The organism is Sphingomonas sp. 320_CC, assembly GCF_059691795.1.
Genome location: NZ_JCAWAE010000003.1, coordinates 546,973 through 562,860 on the forward strand (window position 1 = coordinate 546,973; position 15,888 = coordinate 562,860).

At 65.0% G+C, this 15,888-nt stretch carries 18 protein-coding genes; 5 read left to right on the plus strand and 13 right to left on the minus strand.

Translation table 11 applies throughout. The annotated features are described in order from the left end of the window. The first annotated feature begins 38 nt into the window (after positions 1-38). Positions 39-1,268 carry a M20 metallopeptidase family protein gene (locus AC59GX_RS13995; protein ID WP_426281302.1) on the plus strand — a complete coding sequence of 410 codons (1,230 nt, stop codon included), beginning with the start codon at positions 39-41 and terminating at the stop codon, positions 1,266-1,268. A 181-nt stretch (positions 1,269-1,449) separates the two neighbouring features. Here AC59GX_RS13995 and AC59GX_RS14000 read toward each other — a convergent pair whose 3' ends face one another. The 3 genes from AC59GX_RS14000 to AC59GX_RS14010 all read right to left on the minus strand — a co-directional run bounded on the left by AC59GX_RS14000 (position 1,450) and on the right by AC59GX_RS14010 (position 5,178). After that, entirely contained in the window at positions 1,450-2,562 is a 1,113-nt protein-coding gene (locus AC59GX_RS14000) for a serine hydrolase (RefSeq protein WP_426281301.1), read from the minus strand. A gap of 118 nt (positions 2,563-2,680) precedes the next feature. Then, positions 2,681-4,258: an L-aspartate oxidase gene (nadB, locus tag AC59GX_RS14005; RefSeq protein WP_426281300.1), complete on the minus strand. Its 1,578-nt coding sequence runs from the start codon at positions 4,256-4,258 to the stop codon at positions 2,681-2,683. After that, positions 4,255-5,178: an ABC transporter ATP-binding protein gene (locus AC59GX_RS14010; RefSeq protein WP_426281299.1), complete on the minus strand. Its 924-nt coding sequence runs from the start codon at positions 5,176-5,178 to the stop codon at positions 4,255-4,257. Before AC59GX_RS14010 ends, nadB begins: the two co-directional genes overlap by 4 nt. A 285-nt stretch (positions 5,179-5,463) precedes the next feature. Between AC59GX_RS14010 and AC59GX_RS14015 the strand changes: the two genes are divergently transcribed. Both AC59GX_RS14015 and tldD read left to right on the plus strand, forming a co-directional pair. Further along, positions 5,464-5,697 carry a zinc-finger domain-containing protein gene (locus AC59GX_RS14015; RefSeq protein ID WP_056047052.1) on the plus strand — a complete coding sequence of 78 codons (234 nt, stop codon included), beginning with the start codon at positions 5,464-5,466 and terminating at the stop codon, positions 5,695-5,697. 18 nt (positions 5,698-5,715) lie between these two features. Continuing rightward, positions 5,716-7,143, plus strand: a complete 1,428-nt coding sequence (gene tldD / locus AC59GX_RS14020) for a metalloprotease TldD (protein ID WP_426281298.1) — start codon at positions 5,716-5,718, stop codon at positions 7,141-7,143. On the opposite strand, the gene AC59GX_RS14025 is transcribed toward tldD, so the two are convergent. Further along, positions 7,140-7,430: a CcdB family protein gene (locus AC59GX_RS14025; protein WP_426281297.1), complete on the minus strand. Its 291-nt coding sequence runs from the start codon at positions 7,428-7,430 to the stop codon at positions 7,140-7,142. The genes tldD and AC59GX_RS14025 overlap by 4 nt on opposite strands. After that, complete coding sequence (locus tag AC59GX_RS14030; protein ID WP_426281296.1) at positions 7,431-7,676, minus strand: type II toxin-antitoxin system CcdA family antitoxin; 246 nt, start codon at positions 7,674-7,676, stop codon at positions 7,431-7,433. It abuts the gene before it with no gap. A gap of 49 nt (positions 7,677-7,725) precedes the next feature. On the opposite strand from AC59GX_RS14030, the gene AC59GX_RS14035 reads away from it, so the two are divergent. Both AC59GX_RS14035 and AC59GX_RS14040 read left to right on the plus strand, forming a co-directional pair. Then, on the plus strand, positions 7,726-8,286 hold the full coding sequence (locus AC59GX_RS14035) for a pyridoxamine 5'-phosphate oxidase family protein (RefSeq protein ID WP_426281295.1): 561 nt from the start codon (positions 7,726-7,728) through the stop codon (positions 8,284-8,286). Beyond that, complete coding sequence (locus tag AC59GX_RS14040; RefSeq protein ID WP_056047072.1) at positions 8,283-8,480, plus strand: putative signal transducing protein; 198 nt, start codon at positions 8,283-8,285, stop codon at positions 8,478-8,480. The genes AC59GX_RS14035 and AC59GX_RS14040 overlap by 4 nt, the downstream gene beginning before the upstream one ends. Before the next feature lie 206 nt (positions 8,481-8,686). On the opposite strand, the gene AC59GX_RS14045 is transcribed toward AC59GX_RS14040, so the two are convergent. The 8 genes from AC59GX_RS14045 to miaB form a co-directional block, all read right to left on the minus strand. Then, entirely contained in the window at positions 8,687-10,015 is a 1,329-nt protein-coding gene (locus AC59GX_RS14045; RefSeq protein WP_497301921.1) for a PQQ-dependent sugar dehydrogenase, read from the minus strand. Between the two features lie 214 nt (positions 10,016-10,229). After that, the gene (locus AC59GX_RS14050; RefSeq protein WP_426281292.1) at positions 10,230-10,823 is read right to left on the minus strand and encodes an outer membrane protein; all 594 of its coding nucleotides are present in this window, start codon (positions 10,821-10,823) and stop codon (positions 10,230-10,232) included. A 73-nt stretch (positions 10,824-10,896) separates the two neighbouring features. Further along, positions 10,897-11,793 (minus strand): hemolysin family protein, encoded by an 897-nt coding sequence (locus tag AC59GX_RS14055; protein WP_107953806.1) that lies wholly within the window; start codon positions 11,791-11,793, stop codon positions 10,897-10,899. 8 nt (positions 11,794-11,801) lie between these two features. Next, positions 11,802-12,311: an rRNA maturation RNase YbeY gene (gene ybeY, locus AC59GX_RS14060; RefSeq protein ID WP_426281291.1), complete on the minus strand. Its 510-nt coding sequence runs from the start codon at positions 12,309-12,311 to the stop codon at positions 11,802-11,804. A gap of 9 nt (positions 12,312-12,320) precedes the next feature. Then, positions 12,321-12,716, minus strand: coding sequence for a type II toxin-antitoxin system VapC family toxin (locus tag AC59GX_RS14065; RefSeq protein ID WP_426281289.1), 396 nt, complete (start codon positions 12,714-12,716; stop codon positions 12,321-12,323). After that, complete coding sequence (locus AC59GX_RS14070) at positions 12,713-12,967, minus strand: type II toxin-antitoxin system VapB family antitoxin (protein ID WP_056057611.1); 255 nt, start codon at positions 12,965-12,967, stop codon at positions 12,713-12,715. Before AC59GX_RS14070 ends, AC59GX_RS14065 begins: the two co-directional genes overlap by 4 nt. 50 nt (positions 12,968-13,017) lie before the next feature. After that, positions 13,018-14,022, minus strand: a complete 1,005-nt coding sequence (locus AC59GX_RS14075; RefSeq protein WP_093398834.1) for a PhoH family protein — start codon at positions 14,020-14,022, stop codon at positions 13,018-13,020. A gap of 349 nt (positions 14,023-14,371) precedes the next feature. Then, a complete protein-coding gene (gene miaB, locus AC59GX_RS14080; protein WP_426281287.1) occupies positions 14,372-15,688 on the minus strand; it encodes a tRNA (N6-isopentenyl adenosine(37)-C2)-methylthiotransferase MiaB in 1,317 nt (438 codons plus the stop codon). Positions 15,689-15,888 lie beyond the last annotated feature (200 nt).

Genomic DNA, 15,888 nt, shown 5'->3' on the forward strand with positions numbered 1-15,888 from the left:
ACTGGGTCCCCGCCTTCGCGGGGACATGGAGATAGCAGATGTCTTTCGATTTCGAATCTGTCACCGACTGGACCGCCGTCGGCGAGGACAGCCTCGACGACGCGATCACGCTCCGGCGCGCGATCCACGCCGACCCAGAAGTGGGCCTCCATTGCCCCCGCACCTCGGACAAGGTGAAGGCGGCGCTCGCTGGCCTCCCGCTCGAAATCCGCGAAGGCACTTCGACCACCGGCTTCGTCGCGATCCTCCGTGGCGGGCGTGCAGGCAATGCCGGCGGCAACGGCCGCACCGTCCTGCTCCGCGGCGACATGGATGCGCTGCCGATGCAGGAGGAAACCGGCCTGCCGTTCGCCTCCAAGATCGACGGCGCGATGCATGCCTGCGGGCACGATTCGCATACCGCGATGCTGGTCGGCGCGGCGAAGGCGCTGTGCGCGCGCCGCGACGAACTGCCCGGTACGGTCGTGTTCATGTTCCAGCCCGGTGAGGAGGGGCATCACGGCGCGCGCCACATGATCGCCGACGGCTTGCTCGACTCGCCGCTCCCCGAGGCGGGCTTCGCGCTCCACATCTCGCCGAACATGCCGATGGGTCATGTCGTCAGCCGCGCGGGCACGCTGATGGCGTCGACCGATACGCTGCGTGCGACGATCACCGGACGCGGGGGCCATGCGGCTATGCCGCACGATTGCCTCGATCCGCTGCCGATCGCCTGCGAGATCGTCACGGCCCTGCAGACCTATGTCGCGCGTCAGGTCGCGGTCACCGACCCCGCGGTGCTGTCGATCACCAAACTCAACGCCGGCAGCGCGCACAACGTCATCCCGTCGACCGTCGAGATGCTCGGCACGATGCGGACGCTGTCGGAGCGCACGCGCGAACAGGTCCGCGCGGCGTTCATCCGTATGGTCGAGGGCATCGCCGCGGCGCATGGCGCGGTCGGTACGCCGACGATCGAGGAAGGCTATCCGGTCACCGTCAACGACGAACGCGCGTCCGAACTGATGAAGGCGTGCGCGACGGCGATCGGCGGCGAGGGTGCGTATCAGGTGATGCCGCCGATGATGGGCGCGGAGGACTTCTCGTACGTGCTCCAGAAGCTGCCCGGGGCGATGGCGTTCATAGGTGCCGCGCCCGAGGGCAGCGATCCGCGTACCAACCCGCCGCTGCACAACACGAAGATGACGATCGACGAACGCGTGATGGCGCATGGGATCGCGATGCACTGCGCGGTGGCGGAGCGGTTCCTGACGAACGGGTTCGACTGACCGGCGGTCTGTGTGGAACGGCTGGACGTAGCGGTTTAGGGCGAGCCGCTCGCGGTTGGCTGTCCCGCGCAGTCCCAAAGGTTACGATATAGTCACACCAAGACGGTGTCAGGGCCTGCGTCCGAGTAGCGTACTGGCACCCGGTCTCGGTCACTCTATGCTGCACTGCAGCACGAAAACATCAGCCTCTCGGCCGTGTGGTCCCGGCATAGTTCGCCACCGCCGCCGCGGCCGCCTGGATCAATTTCTGGCGTTCGGGCATCGGCCGGATAGTGTCGCCGATCATCACTGCGATTCCATAACGACGGCCATCGGGGGCGGTGAGGAGGCCGACGTCGTTGAAGCCTGCGTTGCGGCGGCCGAGGTCCTGGCCGGTGCCGGTCTTGTGCGCGATCTCCCAGCCGCCGGGGAGCGCGGCGCGCAGGCGCGCGCGGCCGGTTACCGAGCGACCCATCGTGTCGAGCAGGATCTTCGTCGAGGTCTCCGACAAGAGATCACCCTTCGCCAGTCGCGCAATCGCATCGGCGATCGCGATCGGCGCGGCGCCATCGGGCGGATTGCGCACATACGCGTTCAGCGCAGCCTCGCGCACCGCGGGCGACAGCCGGTTGCGCGCCGTCATGAAGCCACCATTGACCGCGTAGGACGGCTGCCAGACCAGCCCCGCCGTGCCGCTCTGCAATAGCCGCTCGCCCGGCCCGAACCGGATTGCACCCAACTGCTTGCGCGCGATCATCGACCGCACCGCAGACGGCCCGCCGACACGTGTGAGCAACCGGTCGTTCGCCGTATTATCGCTGTGCGTCAGCGCGCGCGTCAGCAGCTCGCCGACCGTCGTCCGATAGCCGTCGCCCTTTACCAGCATCGCGATCGGCTGGTGGAACAGCGTCAGGTCTTGGGGCCGTACGACGATCGGCTCGTCGAGGCGGATCTTGCCTTGGTCGCGCAGGTCCATCACGGTCATCGCGACCCAGAGTTTGCTGACCGACTGCTGCGGCAGCAACTGCCGCCCGCCGGCCTCGACCGTCCAGCCATCGTCGACCGCGCGTATCGCGATACCCGCCTTGCCCTGGAACCCGCTCTGCAGTTCGGAGATCGCGTTGACGAGACCGGCGGGCGCGGGGCGCGGCGTACGGGGCAGGGGCGGCGGCACCGGGATCGACACGAACCCCTCGGACTGATGCACCGGGGAAACGGCGGGCGGGGTGGGCCGCGACGCCGATCCACATCCGGCGAGCGCCGTGCCGAACAGGCCGGTTGCCAGAAGACGCTTGAACGCACTCGCCGATGTCATGATGGATTGAACGCCCTGCACTGAAGCATCGATCCTTATCCGTTGATCGGCCACGCGAAACTGCGGCAGCACTTCGCTGCGACGAAGCGCGCCGACCATGCGCCGAGCCGCCGTCACGCTAGGGAACGAGAACCGTATCGACCGCCTCGGGCAGCGTCTCGGGGTAGTCGAGCGTGAAATGCAGCCCGCGGCTCTCGTGCCGATGCAGCGCGGATCGGACGATCAACTCGGCGGTCTGGAGCAGGTTGCGCAGCTCGATCAGATCAGGCGTGACGCGGAAATGCTGGTAATATTCCGCGACCTCGTCGTTGAGCAGTTCGATGCGATGCTTGGCACGCTCGAGCCGCTTGGTGGTGCGGACGATGCCGACGTAATTCCACATGAAGCGGCGGATTTCGGTCCAGGTCTGCTTGATCACGACCTCTTCGTCGGAGTCGGTGACGCGGCTTTCGTCCCAGGGGCGGATTGGCGGGGGCGGGGGCAGCGAGTCCCAGGCGGCTGCGATGCTGTCCGCCGCCGCCTCGCCGAATACGAAGCATTCGAGCAGCGAATTTGACGCTAGCCGGTTGGCGCCGTGCAGGCCGGACTCGGTGCACTCGCCTGCCGCATACAGGCCCGGAAGATCGGTCTTGCCGTGTTCGTCGATGACGATGCCGCCGCACGTATAATGTTGCGCGGGGACGACCGGGATCGGCTGCGTCGTCATGTCAATGCCGAGACCGAGCAGCTTCTCGTGGATGTTCGGGAAGTGATGGCGGATGAACTCGGCGGGCATGTGGCTGATGTCGAGATGGACGTAGTCGAGCCCGTAGCGCTTGATCTCGGCGTCGATCGCGCGTGCGACGATATCGCGGGGGGCGAGTTCCATCCGCGCGGGATCGTAATAGGTCATGAAACGCTTGCCGGTCGACGGGTTGATCAGCCGCCCGCCTTCGCCGCGGACCGCCTCGGTGATCAGGAAGTTCTTGACCTCCAGATTGTAGAGGCAGGTCGGGTGGAACTGCATCATCTCCATGTTGGAGACGCGCGCGCCGGCACGCCATGCCATCGCGATGCCGTCGCCGGTCGCGCCGCGTGGGGCGGTCGAGAACAGGTAGGTGCGGCCCGCGCCGCCGGTCGCGAGGATCGTCGCGCGGGCGGTGTAGAGGGCGACGCGCTCGGTCTTGCGATCGACCGCGTAGACGCCCCACACGTTGCCCGAGCCAGAATAGCGTTCTTCGTGACGGCCGGTCGCGAGGTCGATCGCGATCTGGTCGGGCACGAGCGTAATGTTCGGGTGTGCTTCGGCGGCCTTCTGCAACGCCTCCTGCACCGCCCAGCCGGTCGCGTCGGCGACGTGGACGATGCGGCGATGGCTGTGGCCACCTTCGCGAGTCAGGTGGAGCGCGTTGCCTTCGGTCTCGAACGGCACGCCAAGATGGGTGAGGCGTTCGATCGCAGCGGGGGCGCCTTCGACGACCATCTCGACGATCGCTCGGTCGTTGAGGCCGGCGCCGGCGACCATCGTGTCCTCGACATGGTTCTCGAACGTGTCGCCGGGTTCGAGCACCGCGGCGATCCCGCCTTGCGCCCAGGCGGTCGAGCCTTCGTTGAGCGCGCCCTTCGCTAACACCGTGACCTTGAAGCGGTCGGCGAGGTTGAGCGCCGCGGTGAGACCTGCGGCGCCCGAGCCGACGATCAGGATGTCGCTCGTCATGCGTTGGCGGCGCGGGTCAAGCTGAGGAAAACGTCCTCGAGGTCGGGCTCCTTGGTCGAGACGTCGACGATGCCGAAGCCACCGGATTGGATCGCGGCGAGGACTTCGCCGGCGTTCACGCGATCCTTTTTGTAGGTGATTTCGAGCGTACGCGTGCCTTTGAGCGCGATCTTCTGGAAGCACGCGTTGGCCGGGATGTCGGTCACGTCGCGATCGACGGTGACGGCGACGATCTTCTCCTGCGCCTTGCCGACCAGTTCGCGCGTCGGCTCGTTCGCGATCAGGCGACCATTGTTGATGATCGCGATCCGGTCGCAGAGTTCTTCGGCTTCTTCGAGATAATGCGTGGTGAGGACGACCGTGACGCCGGCCTGGTTGAGGCTGCGGACATAGGTCCAGAGTTGCTGGCGCAGTTCGATGTCGACGCCCGCGGTCGGCTCGTCGAGGACGAGGACGGGCGGCGAGTGGACCATCGCTTTCGCCACCATCAGGCGGCGCTTCATCCCGCCCGACAGCGTGCGGGCATAGGCGTGCGCCTTGTCCTCCAGATGCACCGCGCGGAGCAGTTCCATTGTGCGGCGCTTCGCCTTGGGGACGCCGTAGAGCCCGGCCTGGATCTCCAGCGTCTCGAACGGCGAGAAGAAGGGGTCGAACAGGATCTCCTGGTTGACGATGCCGATCGACGCCTTGGCGTTGCGCGGGTGCTCGTCGATGTCGAACCCCCAGATCGCGGCGCTGCCGTCGGTCTTGTTGACGAGGCCGGCGAGGATGTTGATCAGCGTGGACTTGCCTGCGCCGTTGGGGCCGAGCAGCCCGAAAATCTGGCCGCGGGGGACGTCGAACGTCACGTCGTCCAAGGCACGCTTGCCACCAGCGTAGGTTTTGCAAAGGTTCGAGATTGCGATCGCAGCTTCGGTCATGGCTGCGGCATAGCGGGGGCCGCAAGGCGGGTCATCCCCCGACGATCAAAGAAGATTGGTTCGCGCAGAGGCGCAGAGGCGCGGAGATGTTGCGCTCGTCGCGAAGCGTCTCCGATTCCAATGCACGATGTCAGGTATCAGGGTTAGGTATCAGGCGCTCGTTCCGAGCGAACCATCTCCGCGCCTCTGCGCCTCTGCGCGAACCATTCCTTCTATTAATCACACTTGCGTGGGGAGACGGAAGAACCAATTGCCCGGCCCGCGCGCGCTTGCTATCGCGCTCTCATGCATCCGCCGCTCGAAACCACCCGTGTCACCCACAACCGCGTCGCCTGCGACGGCGCCACTGACATTCCCGGCGGTGCGGCACTCGGCCACCCACGCGTCTGGTTGCAGATCGACGAGACCGGCTACGTCGATTGCGGCTATTGCGACCGCCGCTTCATCCTGGTCGGCGGTGCCGCCGATGGCGCGGACCAATCGACTTTGCGCGATCACGGGGATGGCGCAGGGCGCTAAGCCTCTTATATCTATCGGATGACGATAGCAGCAGACCCCCGTTCGTTCCTCTACCGCGATACCCTGGACCCCGAACAGGCGCAGGCGCTGACCGCCAAGGCGCTCGGCGAGGCCGATGACGGCGAGCTGTATCTCCAGTACCGCAAGGCCGAGGCGTTCGGGTTCGACGACGGCCGGCTGAAAACTGCGTCCTACGATACGAGCTCGGGCTTCGGCCTGCGCGCGGTGTCGGGTGAGATGACCGCGTTCGCTCATTCGAACGAGATGACCCCCGCCGCGATCCGGCGCGCCGCCGAGACGATGGCGCTGATCGAACCTGGCGTTGCCGCGAAGGCCGGTCCGCCGCAGGGCACCAACCAGCGCCGCTATACCGCCGCCGATCCGCTCGATTTGGTGCCGTTCGCCGACAAGGTGAATCTGTGCCAGACAATCGACGCTGAGGCGCGTGCACGTGATCCTCGCGTCGCGCAGGTATCGGTTAGCCTTTCGGGAACATGGTCGGTGGTCGAGATCGTTCGCGCGGACGGCTTTGTTGCGACCGACGTGCGGCCATTGGTCCGCCTCAACGTCTCGATCGTCGCCGAGCAGAATGGCCGCCGCGAGACGGGCAGCTACGGGATTGGAGGCCGCTATCTCTACAACGACCTGTTCGAGCCCGCGACGTACAACCGCGCGATCGACGAGGCGTTGTCGCAGGCGCTGGTGAACCTCGATTCGATCGCCGCTCCTGCGGGCGAGATGACGGTGTTGCTCGGCAATGGCTGGCCCGGCATCCTGCTGCACGAGGCGATCGGCCACGGCCTCGAAGGCGATTTCAACCGCAAGGGTACGTCGGCCTTCTCGGGTCGCATCGGCGAGCGCGTTGCGGCCGAGGGCGTTACCGTGGTCGACGACGGTTCGCTTCAGGACCGCCGCGGGTCGCTGACGATCGATGACGAAGGAACGCCGACGCGGGAGACCGTGCTGATCGAGGACGGCATCCTCAAGGGCTATATGCAGGACCGCCTCAACGCGCGCCTGATGGGCGTCGAGGCGACCGGGAACGGCCGTCGCGAGAGCTACGCGCATGCGCCGACGCCGCGGATGACCAACACGTTCATGAAGGCCGGCAACGACGATCCCGCGGAGCTTTTGTCGCGCGTGAAGAAGGGTATCTTCGCCAAGGCGTTTGGCGGCGGGCAGGTCGACATCGTGTCCGGAAAATTCGTGTTCAGCTGCACCGAGGCGTATCTGATCGAGGACGGCAAGCTGGGCGCGCCGATCAAGGGCGCGACGCTGATCGGCGACGGCCCGAGTTCGCTGACCAAAGTCCGCGGCATCGGCAACGACTTCGCGCTCGACGAGGGCATCGGAATCTGCGGCAAGGGCGGACAGTCGGTGCCAGCTGGTGTCGGGCAGCCGACGTTGCTGGTCGATGGGCTTACGGTCGGGGGGACGGCGGCTTAAAACCCGGAGATCAACATATCGAGCGCAGCCTTGATCTCGAACTGTGCTGCGTCGAGTGTAGTGACGGTATCTTCGATATCGCGGACATCGATCGCGCGCGCTAGCGGCGTGATCATGGTCAGCGCCGTGCCGTCGATAACGAAGGTCGGGGTCAGCCGCTTGAGTGCGACGGTGTCGATCGGGCGAAGAGGCACCACGAAGCGGGTCGGCAAATCAGCCAGAAGATCAGACTGGCAATCGATCACCAGCACGTTGCCGCGAACGCGGTAGACGTCGAACTGTGCCATTCAGAGCGACCGCAAATGGGCGAGCGGATCGCCGTTCTTTTCGTACCAGTGGTTCCAGCCCTGGATCGCCTCGCGATTTTCTTCCTTCCAGCGCCGCTCCTGTTCGACTTTCGTTGCGTGCCTGATAGCGTGTTCGCTGATCTGGGAGAGGTTGAGCCCTGCTTCCCGTGCCGCCGTTACGATGCCGGTATCGAGCGACATATTAACCGATTTGCGCTTGCCCGTGGCGATAGGATCATGTCTCATGCGCACAGAGTATGCGCGTCCATAGAGCGCGTCAATTCGGAGCCGACCGATGGACTTCTTCCCCGCGCTAACCGACGATCATCGCGCGTTCGTGATGCGGCAACCGGTATTCTTCGTTGCTACCGCTGCCGCGAACGTGCGGATCAATCTCAGTCCGAAGGGCATGGACAGCTTTCGCGTGCTCGATGCGAACACGGTCGCGTATCTCGACGTCGGCGGTTCTGGGAACGAGACGAACGCGCATCTGGGCGCAGACGGGCGCATCACGATCATGTTCTGCGCGTTCGACCAGCCCGCGCTGATCTTCCGCATCTACGGCAAGGGCCGCGCGGTGTTGCCGCAGGACGCGGAATGGGCTGACCTCTACGCGCAGTTTACGCCGTTGCCGGGCACGCGGCAGATCTTCGTGATCGCGGTCGACGAGGTGCAGACGAGTTGCGGATGGGGCGTGCCGTTCATGACGCTGAACCGTGAACGCCAGACCTTGTCGAAATATCACGCGAAGCAGACCGACGCCCAGCGGATCGAGGAACTGGCGGGGCCGACCGCGAGCATCGACGGGTTGCCGGTTCGGCTCGGCACCGTCCTGCCGGACCGCGTCGGCGCATGAGCCTGGTCGAACTGGGGCGGTATGGACGCAATGAGGCGCACATCATCGTCGGGCGGCTGGAGAGCGAAGGCATCCTTGCGATCGCATTCGATGGCGGGATGTCGATCATGGAGGGGAGCTGGTTGCTGATCCCAGTCCGGGTGATGGTCGACGAGGATGATCTCGACGAGGCTCGGGGGATTTTGGCGGGGTGAGCGGGTGCGTTAGGCGCTGATAGAAGACTGCCTACCTAACCCTCCGTGTTGTCATTTCCGCGCAGGCGGGAACCCATACTGGCAATGCTCGCGAGTCAATCGATAGCCCTTGAGCATATGGGTCCCCGCCTCCGCGGGGATGACGACAAGTTGGGATCGTACACCTTTGGTATAGAGAGCGGGGCCTTCGACGCCCTCCGCCAAGATCATCCCCCGGCACTGACCCGCCAGATCGCGTTGCCGACATCATCCGCCACCAGCAGGCCACCGGTCCTGTCGGTGATGACGCCGACCGGGCGGCCCTGCGCGTCGCCGTCTTTGTTTAGGAACCCGCCTAGCACATCGACCGGCTTCGCGTTCGCGGCCGGGAAGCCGGTATCGCCGAAGGGCACGAAGACGACCTTGTAGCCCGACACCGGCTTGCGGTTCCACGAGCCGTGCTCGCCGACGAACGCACCGTTGGCGAACTTTGCGCCGAGCTTCGCGTCGGTTGAGAAGGTCAGGCCGAGCGCGGCGACGTGCGGTCCGAGCGCATAGTCGGGGCGCTTCGCATATTGCTGGAGCGCGGGGTTCTTCGGCTCGACGCGAGTGTCGGGATAGCCGCCCCAATAATACCAGGGCCAACCGAAGTGATCGCCGAACTCGACCTGAGTCAGGTAATCGGGCGCGAGGTCGGAGCCGAGCATGTCGCGCTCGTTGACGACGGTCCACAGCCCGCCCGACTTGGGATTGATCGCCATGCCGTTGGGGTTGCGCAGGCCGGCGGCGTAGATCCGCCAGTTCTTGTCCTTTGGCCAGACCTGCAGGATGTTGGCGCGGTATTTCTCGGCGTCCATGCCGTTCTCGGCGATGTTCGAGGACGAGCCCACACCGACATACAACGTCTTGCCGTCCGCCGCGGTGATCACGTTGCGCGCCCAGTGATTGCCGCCGGGATTGAGCTTGATGACAAGCTCCGGCTTGGCGGTGATCTTCGTCGCGCCATCGGTGTACGGCACGCGGACGAGCGCGTCGGTGTTGCCGATGTAGAGTTGGCCGTCGAGCAGCGTCATGCCGAACGGCGAGTTGAGTCCGGTCATGAACACCGACTTCGTCTCTGCCACGCCGTCGCCGTTGGCGTCGCGAAGCAGCGTGATGCGGTTGGCCGACGGCACGCCGGCGCCGGCGCGGCCCATCAGGATCTTCATCACCCAGCCGGTGATCCCGCCGCCCTCGCGCGGTGGCGAGTTCGTCTCGGCGACCAGCACGTCGCCATTGGGAAGGCGGTACATCCAGCGCGGGTGATCGAGCCCCGTGGCGAACGGCTGAACCTTCAGTCCGGCGGCAGGCGTCGGCATCGCGCCGTTCTGCCAGCCGACGACCTTCGCGACCTTGACGGTCGGGATCGTCTGGATGCGGGGATCGGTGATCTTGGGCAGCTTGCCGGCGACCTGGTCGACCGACAGTTCCGCCGTATCGGGCCAGGCGAGATACGTGACGCCCGCGGCGATCACGAGCAGGATCAGCCCGAGGACGATGAGAATGTGTTTGCGCATGGGAGGAGATTAGGGGGACGAGGGGGCCGGGGCAATCCTCCCCCGCACGGGAAACGGCCGGCGTTGATCACGTTATTCCAGACCTTCACGAATGCACCCGCGACGTCTCGTTCGCATCATGGGCGTATGCATCTCCGCCAACGCACGCACCGGCAATAGATCACGTCGACATTGCTCAGCTACGACTATTGCAGACCACGTCAGCTTGTGGAGGTCAGAACCGGATCGGCACGCCCACGAACGCCTGCCAGGTCTGGTTGTCGACGTGCTTGACGTCCATACGCAGCCCGTAGCGGCGATCGATCCGATACTCCGCACCACCGCCTACGACGAAGCTGCTTCCCCACGCGAACTCATCGCCGACCCCAATCTGGTCGCGAATGTGGTATTTGTTAGCGCCATAGCCGACCGAGCCATATGCCATCAGGCGCGGTGTCAGAACGTAGCCGGCGCGCACGGTGCCCCGGACGCCGAACTTCGGCTTCTGGTCGTAGACGAGGCCTTCGAACGTCGCCCTGTTGTCGCGGCCTCCAGCGGTCCCCGCGATCTCGACGCCCAGTCGCCAGTTACGTGAGGCAGCGATATCGTAGCCGGCGAATACGCCACCTCCCAAGCCATTGGCACGATAATAGCGGTCGTACCGGGAGACGAGCGTATCGTTCTCATATTCTTCGAACTCGAGCGCAAAATGATGCTCGAGCAGCCCCGCTTCGACCCCGATCGACGGACCGGTGAACGGACGGTCAACAGTCTGTGCCGCAACCCCATTCGCGATCGTCATCATCGCCAGACCCATTGCATACCGCATCGCCAATCTCCCTATGGAGTGACGATCATTGCCGGATCGAAATGAACGGGGTTTTGCAGATCGAGGAGATTGATCAGTCTTCGATCAATTCGACCTTCGGCGGATGGAGGCGCAGGCGATTGATGCGGCGTTCGTCGGCGTCGATGATTTCCAGCTTCCAGCCACTCGGGTGATCGACGCATTCGCCGATCTGTGGGACGTGTCCTGCGAGCAGCGCGGCAAGACCGCCAAGCGTATCGATATCGCCATCGACCTCCGCCAGACGGGGGTCGATCAGTTCTGCGGCGTCTTCCAGCTCGGCGCGGGCGTCGGCATCCCAGGCGCCGCCTTCGATCGGCGTCATGAGTACCTGGGGCGCCTCGTCATGCTCGTCCTCGACCTCGCCGACGATCTCCTCGATCAGGTCTTCGAACGTCACCAGACCCTCGGTGCCCGAATATTCATCGAGCACGATCGTCAAATGGACGTGCTTTTGGCGCATGTCGGCAAGCAGATCGAGCGCACCGCGCGACATCGGCGCGTAGAGAGGTTCGCGGATCAGCCCAGCGATCGACGTCGGATGCTCGGCGCCGGTCGCGAGTATGTTGAAGACGTCCTTGATGTGGACCATGCCGATGATCGTATCGAGGTTGTCGCGGTACACCGGCAGGCGGCTGTGACCCGCTTCGGCGAACAGCTTGACGAGATCGGCGAACGGCGTGTCTTCCTCGACCGCGATGATGTCCGCGCGCGGCACGCCGACGTCGCCGGCGTCGCGCTCGCTGAAGTGGAGCAGGTTGCGGACCATCTGGCGCTCGAGCGGGGTGAGATCGCCCTTCGCATCGGGGGCAGGATCGCCCTCGTGCCGGTCGATCGCGTCCTCGAGCTGGTCGCGAAGGGATTCGTCTTGAGCACCGAAGATCAGGCCCTTGAGCCCGCGCCAGATACTGTCGCTACTATCGCCGTTACCGGCATTGGGGCCATCGGCCATCGTGGTCGTCAGTCCTCTGTTATTAGATAGGGGTCGTGGAGGCCCAAAGCGGCGAGCGCGTCGCGTTCGATCTGCTCCATGCCCTCGGCCTCGTCGTCGTCGATATGGTCATAGCCTAGCAGATGCAGCGTCCCGTGCACCATCAGATGCATCGCATGATCCTCGACCGAGATACCGCGCTCGGCCGCTTCCGCGACGCAGACACCGTGCGCGAGGATGATGTCGCCGAGCAGCACCTCGCCGTCATCCGAATTCTGGCTGACCGTGGCGAGCAGATCGGGCTGGACCATCGGGAAGGACAGGACGTTGGTCGGCTTGTCCTTCTGGCGGTATTGCTTGTTGAGGGTGTGGACCTCGTCGTCCGATGCGAGGCGGATCGAGATCTCGACCGTCGCGGCGCTGGTCAGCAGTTCGCCGTGCGGGGTCCGCTGGATAGCTGCCGTTGCCGCACGGAGAGCGAGGGCGTCCCAATCCTGCTCAGGCCAGGGGGCGTCGGAAGAGAGCGCGATTTCGAGCATGCAGGTCCTTCAGGCGAGATCGGTGAGGGCGAAATCATTACCCTTGTAGAGAAGTTCCGCGCCATTGGTCTTTGCACAGGCATAAGCGAAGCAATCGCCCATGTTGAGCTTCGCGGGGTGGTTTCCTTTGCAATAGCGTTCATGCGCCATGATGGCCTCCCGGGTCTCGCTCTCGCCGATCGCGATGAGGCGGAGTGCAAAGTCGGCTATGAACGTCTCGACTTCAGCATGCGCGACGGCAACGCCAACGTTGCGCTTGCGTGCTACGGCGCAGACCGTTTCCCATATCGACATGGCCGAACACAATACCGCTTCAGCCTGACCGTACCGCTTCTCGAGGGAGAAGGCTTCAGGCTCGCCCGTCATGATCGCGACCATTGCGGAGGCGTCCATGAACGCGATCAATCGTCATCCTCGTCGTTGAGGGAATCGTAGAATGCCTTGTCCGCTTCCAACCCCGTCGGTTCGCCCAGCGGATGAGCCGCGCGCCAAGCTGCGAACCGGTCATGGATACTCGTGCGCTTTTCCGTCTCGAGCATACGCTTGCGGTGCAGGAGAGCGTCGTGGACGGCTGCTGTCTTGCTGGTGCCGAGCAGGCCAGCAACCTCCCGCGCGAGATCGGCGGTATCGGCGTTCTTGATATAGAGCGATGCCATCGTTCGACTCCGGGGATATCCTGAAGATGTACTCCAGGATATCCCGAGCATCAACCATCGGTTCCTTCGTACGCCTCGACGACGCGGCCGACGATCGGGTGGCGGACGACGTCGCCGACGGTGAAGCGGCACATCGAGATGCTCTCGACGCCTTCGAGCCGGCGGACCGCATCCGCCAAGCCGGACGCTGCGACGCCGCCGGGGATGTCAACCTGCTTCGGATCGCCGCAGATCACCATGCGGCTGTTCTGGCCGAAGCGGGTGAGGAACATCTTCATCTGGGCGGGCGTGGTGTTTTGCGCTTCGTCGAGGATGACGAACGCGTCGGCTAATGTGCGGCCGCGCATGAAGGCGATCGGGGCGACCTCGATTTCTCCGCTCGCGATGCGGCGTTCGACCTGTTCGGCAGGGAGGCAGTCGTAGAGCGCGTCGTAGAGCGGGCGGAGGTACGGATCGACCTTCTCCTTCATGTCGCCGGGGAGGAATCCGAGGCGTTCGCCCGCCTCGACCGCGGGACGTGACAGGATCAGCCGCTGGACGCTGCCGTTGATGAGCTGCTGCACCGCCTGCGCGACCGCGACATAGGTCTTGCCCGTACCTGCCGGCCCGAGCGCGAAGATCATGTCGTTGTTCGCCAGCTCGCGCATGTAGTGCGCCTGCGCCGGCGTGCGCGGGACGATCGTCTTCTTCCGCGTGCGGATCATGATCGGGGGCGCGGCGCCACCGCCGGCATCGGCGCGGATGATGCCTTCGAGCACGGGTTCGTCCGCCATTGCGATCGACGCGTCGACCAAGCCTGCATCGACGTCTTCGCCGCGCTGGATACGGGCGTAGAGATCGTGGAGGACGTCGCGGGCTTTCGCGACCTGTTCGGCGGTGCCCTCCAGGCCGATCTTGTTCCCTCGTGCGGTGATGTAGACGCCGAGGCGATTTTCGAGCGCTACCAGGTTCTGGTCGTACTGGCCGAAGAGCCGGACGAGCAATTGGGGCTTGTCGAACAGCAGCTCGACTCGGGCGCGGTCACCGGACTGGGCGGGAACGGGTTTACGGCTCATACGGTCCTTTCAGGGTGTCAAAGGTTACGCCTGGAAGCGTCGAACCGTAACCTTTGAGAGGAAGATGAGTATCGCGGGTGACGCGTTCAAGCCGCGCCGGAGCGCAGGCCGAGAGATGGTTCGAGTCGCGTGGGCGAAGCTGCATCGAGAGCGAGTGTGACAGGCGATCCGGATGTAGGACAGCAAAATCGCGGGGGGTGGTTTCGAGAGCCGCGCGTATTGCTTTGATGCCTCAGGATCGCCGTAGGTGACGGAGGGGGAGGAAGGGATAACCGCTGTTCCGTGTCCTCCCCCTCCGTCAGGCAAGTGCCTGCCACCTCCCCCTGGCGGGGGAGGATCGTAAGGAGGCTCAGGCTGCTTCTGCGATCCGTTCGATCCCGGTGAGGGAGTTCGGGCCAGCCGCCGCGAGCGTCACCTCGACTAGATCGCCGATCGCGTGGTTGCCGATCACGTGGACTGATTGCAGCCAGGGAGACTTGCCAATCAGCTGGGCGGGGAGTTTCCCCGCGCGCTCCAGCAGGACGGAGCAGGTGCGGCCTACGGTGGCGGCGTTGAAGGCGTGCTGGTCGCGGTTGAGCGCGGCCTGGAGGCGCTGGAGGCGTTCGTCCATGACCGATTCCGGGACCTGTTCGACGATCGACGCCGCAGGGGTGCCGGGGCGGGGGCTGTATTTGAAGCTGTACGCCTGCGCGTAGCCGACCGCGTCGACCAGGCTCAGCGTGTCCTCGAACTCGGCATCGGTCTCGCCGGGGAAGCCGACGATGAAGTCGCCTGAGAGTGCGATGTCAGGGCGGACTTCGCGGACACGGTCGAGCAGCCGGAGGTAGGAGTCGCGGGTATGGCTGCGGTTCATCGCCTTCAGCACGCGGTCGCTGCCGGCCTGCACGGGCAAATGGAGGAACGGCATCAGGCTCTCGATGTCGCGGTGCGCGTCGATTAGGCCTTGGGTCATGTCGTTGGGGTGGCTGGTGGTGTAGCGGATGCGCGCGAGACCGGGGATGCGGTCGAGGTCGCGGATCAGGTCGTGCAGGCCACGCTCGTTCTCGGACCACGCGTTGACGTTCTGGCCTAGCAGCGTGATCTCGCGTGCACCGGCGTCGACCAGCGCCTTTGCTTCGTCGACGATCGCGGCGAACGGGCGGCTGATTTCCGCCCCCCGTGTGTAGGGGACGACGCAATAGGTGCAGAATTTGTCGCAGCCTTCCTGCACGGTGAGGAATGCCGAGGGGGCAACCTTCCGACGCGAGGGGAGCGCGCCGAACTTCGACAGCAGCGGCATGTCGGTGTCGAGCGAGGGCGTGCCGGCGGCGGCTTTCGCAACGAGCTCGGGGAGGTTGTGATAGGCTTGCGGGCCGACGACGATGTCGACCTTGGCGCGGGTGAAGATCTCCTCGCCCTCGGCCTGCGCGACGCAGCCGGCCACGGCGATCATGGGGGTCTTGCCGGACTTGCGGCGCTGATCCTTCCGGAGGCGGCCGATGTCGGAATAGACCTTTTCGGTGGCGCGTTCGCGGATGTGGCAGGTGTTGAGGACGACGACGTCGGCGTCGACCGCGTCGGCTTGCGTAAGGCCCTGGGCGGCCATCAGCTCGGCCATGCGCTCGCCGTCGTAGACGTTCATCTGGCAGCCGAAGGATTTTATGTGGAAGGTTTTGGGGGGAGACATGCGAGAGGCCCTACCAAATTTGTGCGCGTGGGGGGAGGGGGCGTTGTTAGGGCTGCCTCCCACGGTTCCCGGGCACCTCTTCGCCGGGGTGGAGTTTCAGTTTGCGGGGTGGTGTTCCTGTTGGGGATGAGTGGAGCTTCCCTCCCTTGTTCTCCCGCGAAGGCGGGAGTCCAGACTGGGCCCCCGCCTTCGCGGGGGGA

Excerpts from the sequence above, each read along its gene's own strand:
- AC59GX_RS13995 (WP_426281302.1), top strand. The coding sequence starts at position 39 with ATGTCTTTCGATTTCGAATCTGTCACCGACTGGACCGCCGTCGGCGAG.
- AC59GX_RS14000 (WP_426281301.1), bottom strand. The coding sequence starts at position 2,562 with ATGACATCGGCGAGTGCGTTCAAGCGTCTTCTGGCAACCGGCCTGTTC.
- nadB (WP_426281300.1), bottom strand. The coding sequence starts at position 4,258 with ATGACGAGCGACATCCTGATCGTCGGCTCGGGCGCCGCAGGTCTCACC.
- AC59GX_RS14010 (WP_426281299.1), bottom strand. The coding sequence starts at position 5,178 with ATGACCGAAGCTGCGATCGCAATCTCGAACCTTTGCAAAACCTACGCT.
- AC59GX_RS14015 (WP_056047052.1), top strand. The coding sequence starts at position 5,464 with ATGCATCCGCCGCTCGAAACCACCCGTGTCACCCACAACCGCGTCGCC.
- tldD (WP_426281298.1), top strand. The coding sequence starts at position 5,716 with ATGACGATAGCAGCAGACCCCCGTTCGTTCCTCTACCGCGATACCCTG.
- AC59GX_RS14025 (WP_426281297.1), bottom strand. The coding sequence starts at position 7,430 with ATGGCACAGTTCGACGTCTACCGCGTTCGCGGCAACGTGCTGGTGATC.
- AC59GX_RS14030 (WP_426281296.1), bottom strand. The coding sequence starts at position 7,676 with ATGAGACATGATCCTATCGCCACGGGCAAGCGCAAATCGGTTAATATG.
- AC59GX_RS14035 (WP_426281295.1), top strand. The coding sequence starts at position 7,726 with ATGGACTTCTTCCCCGCGCTAACCGACGATCATCGCGCGTTCGTGATG.
- AC59GX_RS14040 (WP_056047072.1), top strand. The coding sequence starts at position 8,283 with ATGAGCCTGGTCGAACTGGGGCGGTATGGACGCAATGAGGCGCACATC.
- AC59GX_RS14045 (WP_497301921.1), bottom strand. The coding sequence starts at position 10,015 with ATGCGCAAACACATTCTCATCGTCCTCGGGCTGATCCTGCTCGTGATC.
- AC59GX_RS14050 (WP_426281292.1), bottom strand. The coding sequence starts at position 10,823 with ATGCGGTATGCAATGGGTCTGGCGATGATGACGATCGCGAATGGGGTT.
- AC59GX_RS14055 (WP_107953806.1), bottom strand. The coding sequence starts at position 11,793 with ATGGCCGATGGCCCCAATGCCGGTAACGGCGATAGTAGCGACAGTATC.
- ybeY (WP_426281291.1), bottom strand. The coding sequence starts at position 12,311 with ATGCTCGAAATCGCGCTCTCTTCCGACGCCCCCTGGCCTGAGCAGGAT.
- AC59GX_RS14070 (WP_056057611.1), bottom strand. The coding sequence starts at position 12,967 with ATGGCATCGCTCTATATCAAGAACGCCGATACCGCCGATCTCGCGCGG.
- AC59GX_RS14075 (WP_093398834.1), bottom strand. The coding sequence starts at position 14,022 with ATGAGCCGTAAACCCGTTCCCGCCCAGTCCGGTGACCGCGCCCGAGTC.
- miaB (WP_426281287.1), bottom strand. The coding sequence starts at position 15,688 with ATGTCTCCCCCCAAAACCTTCCACATAAAATCCTTCGGCTGCCAGATG.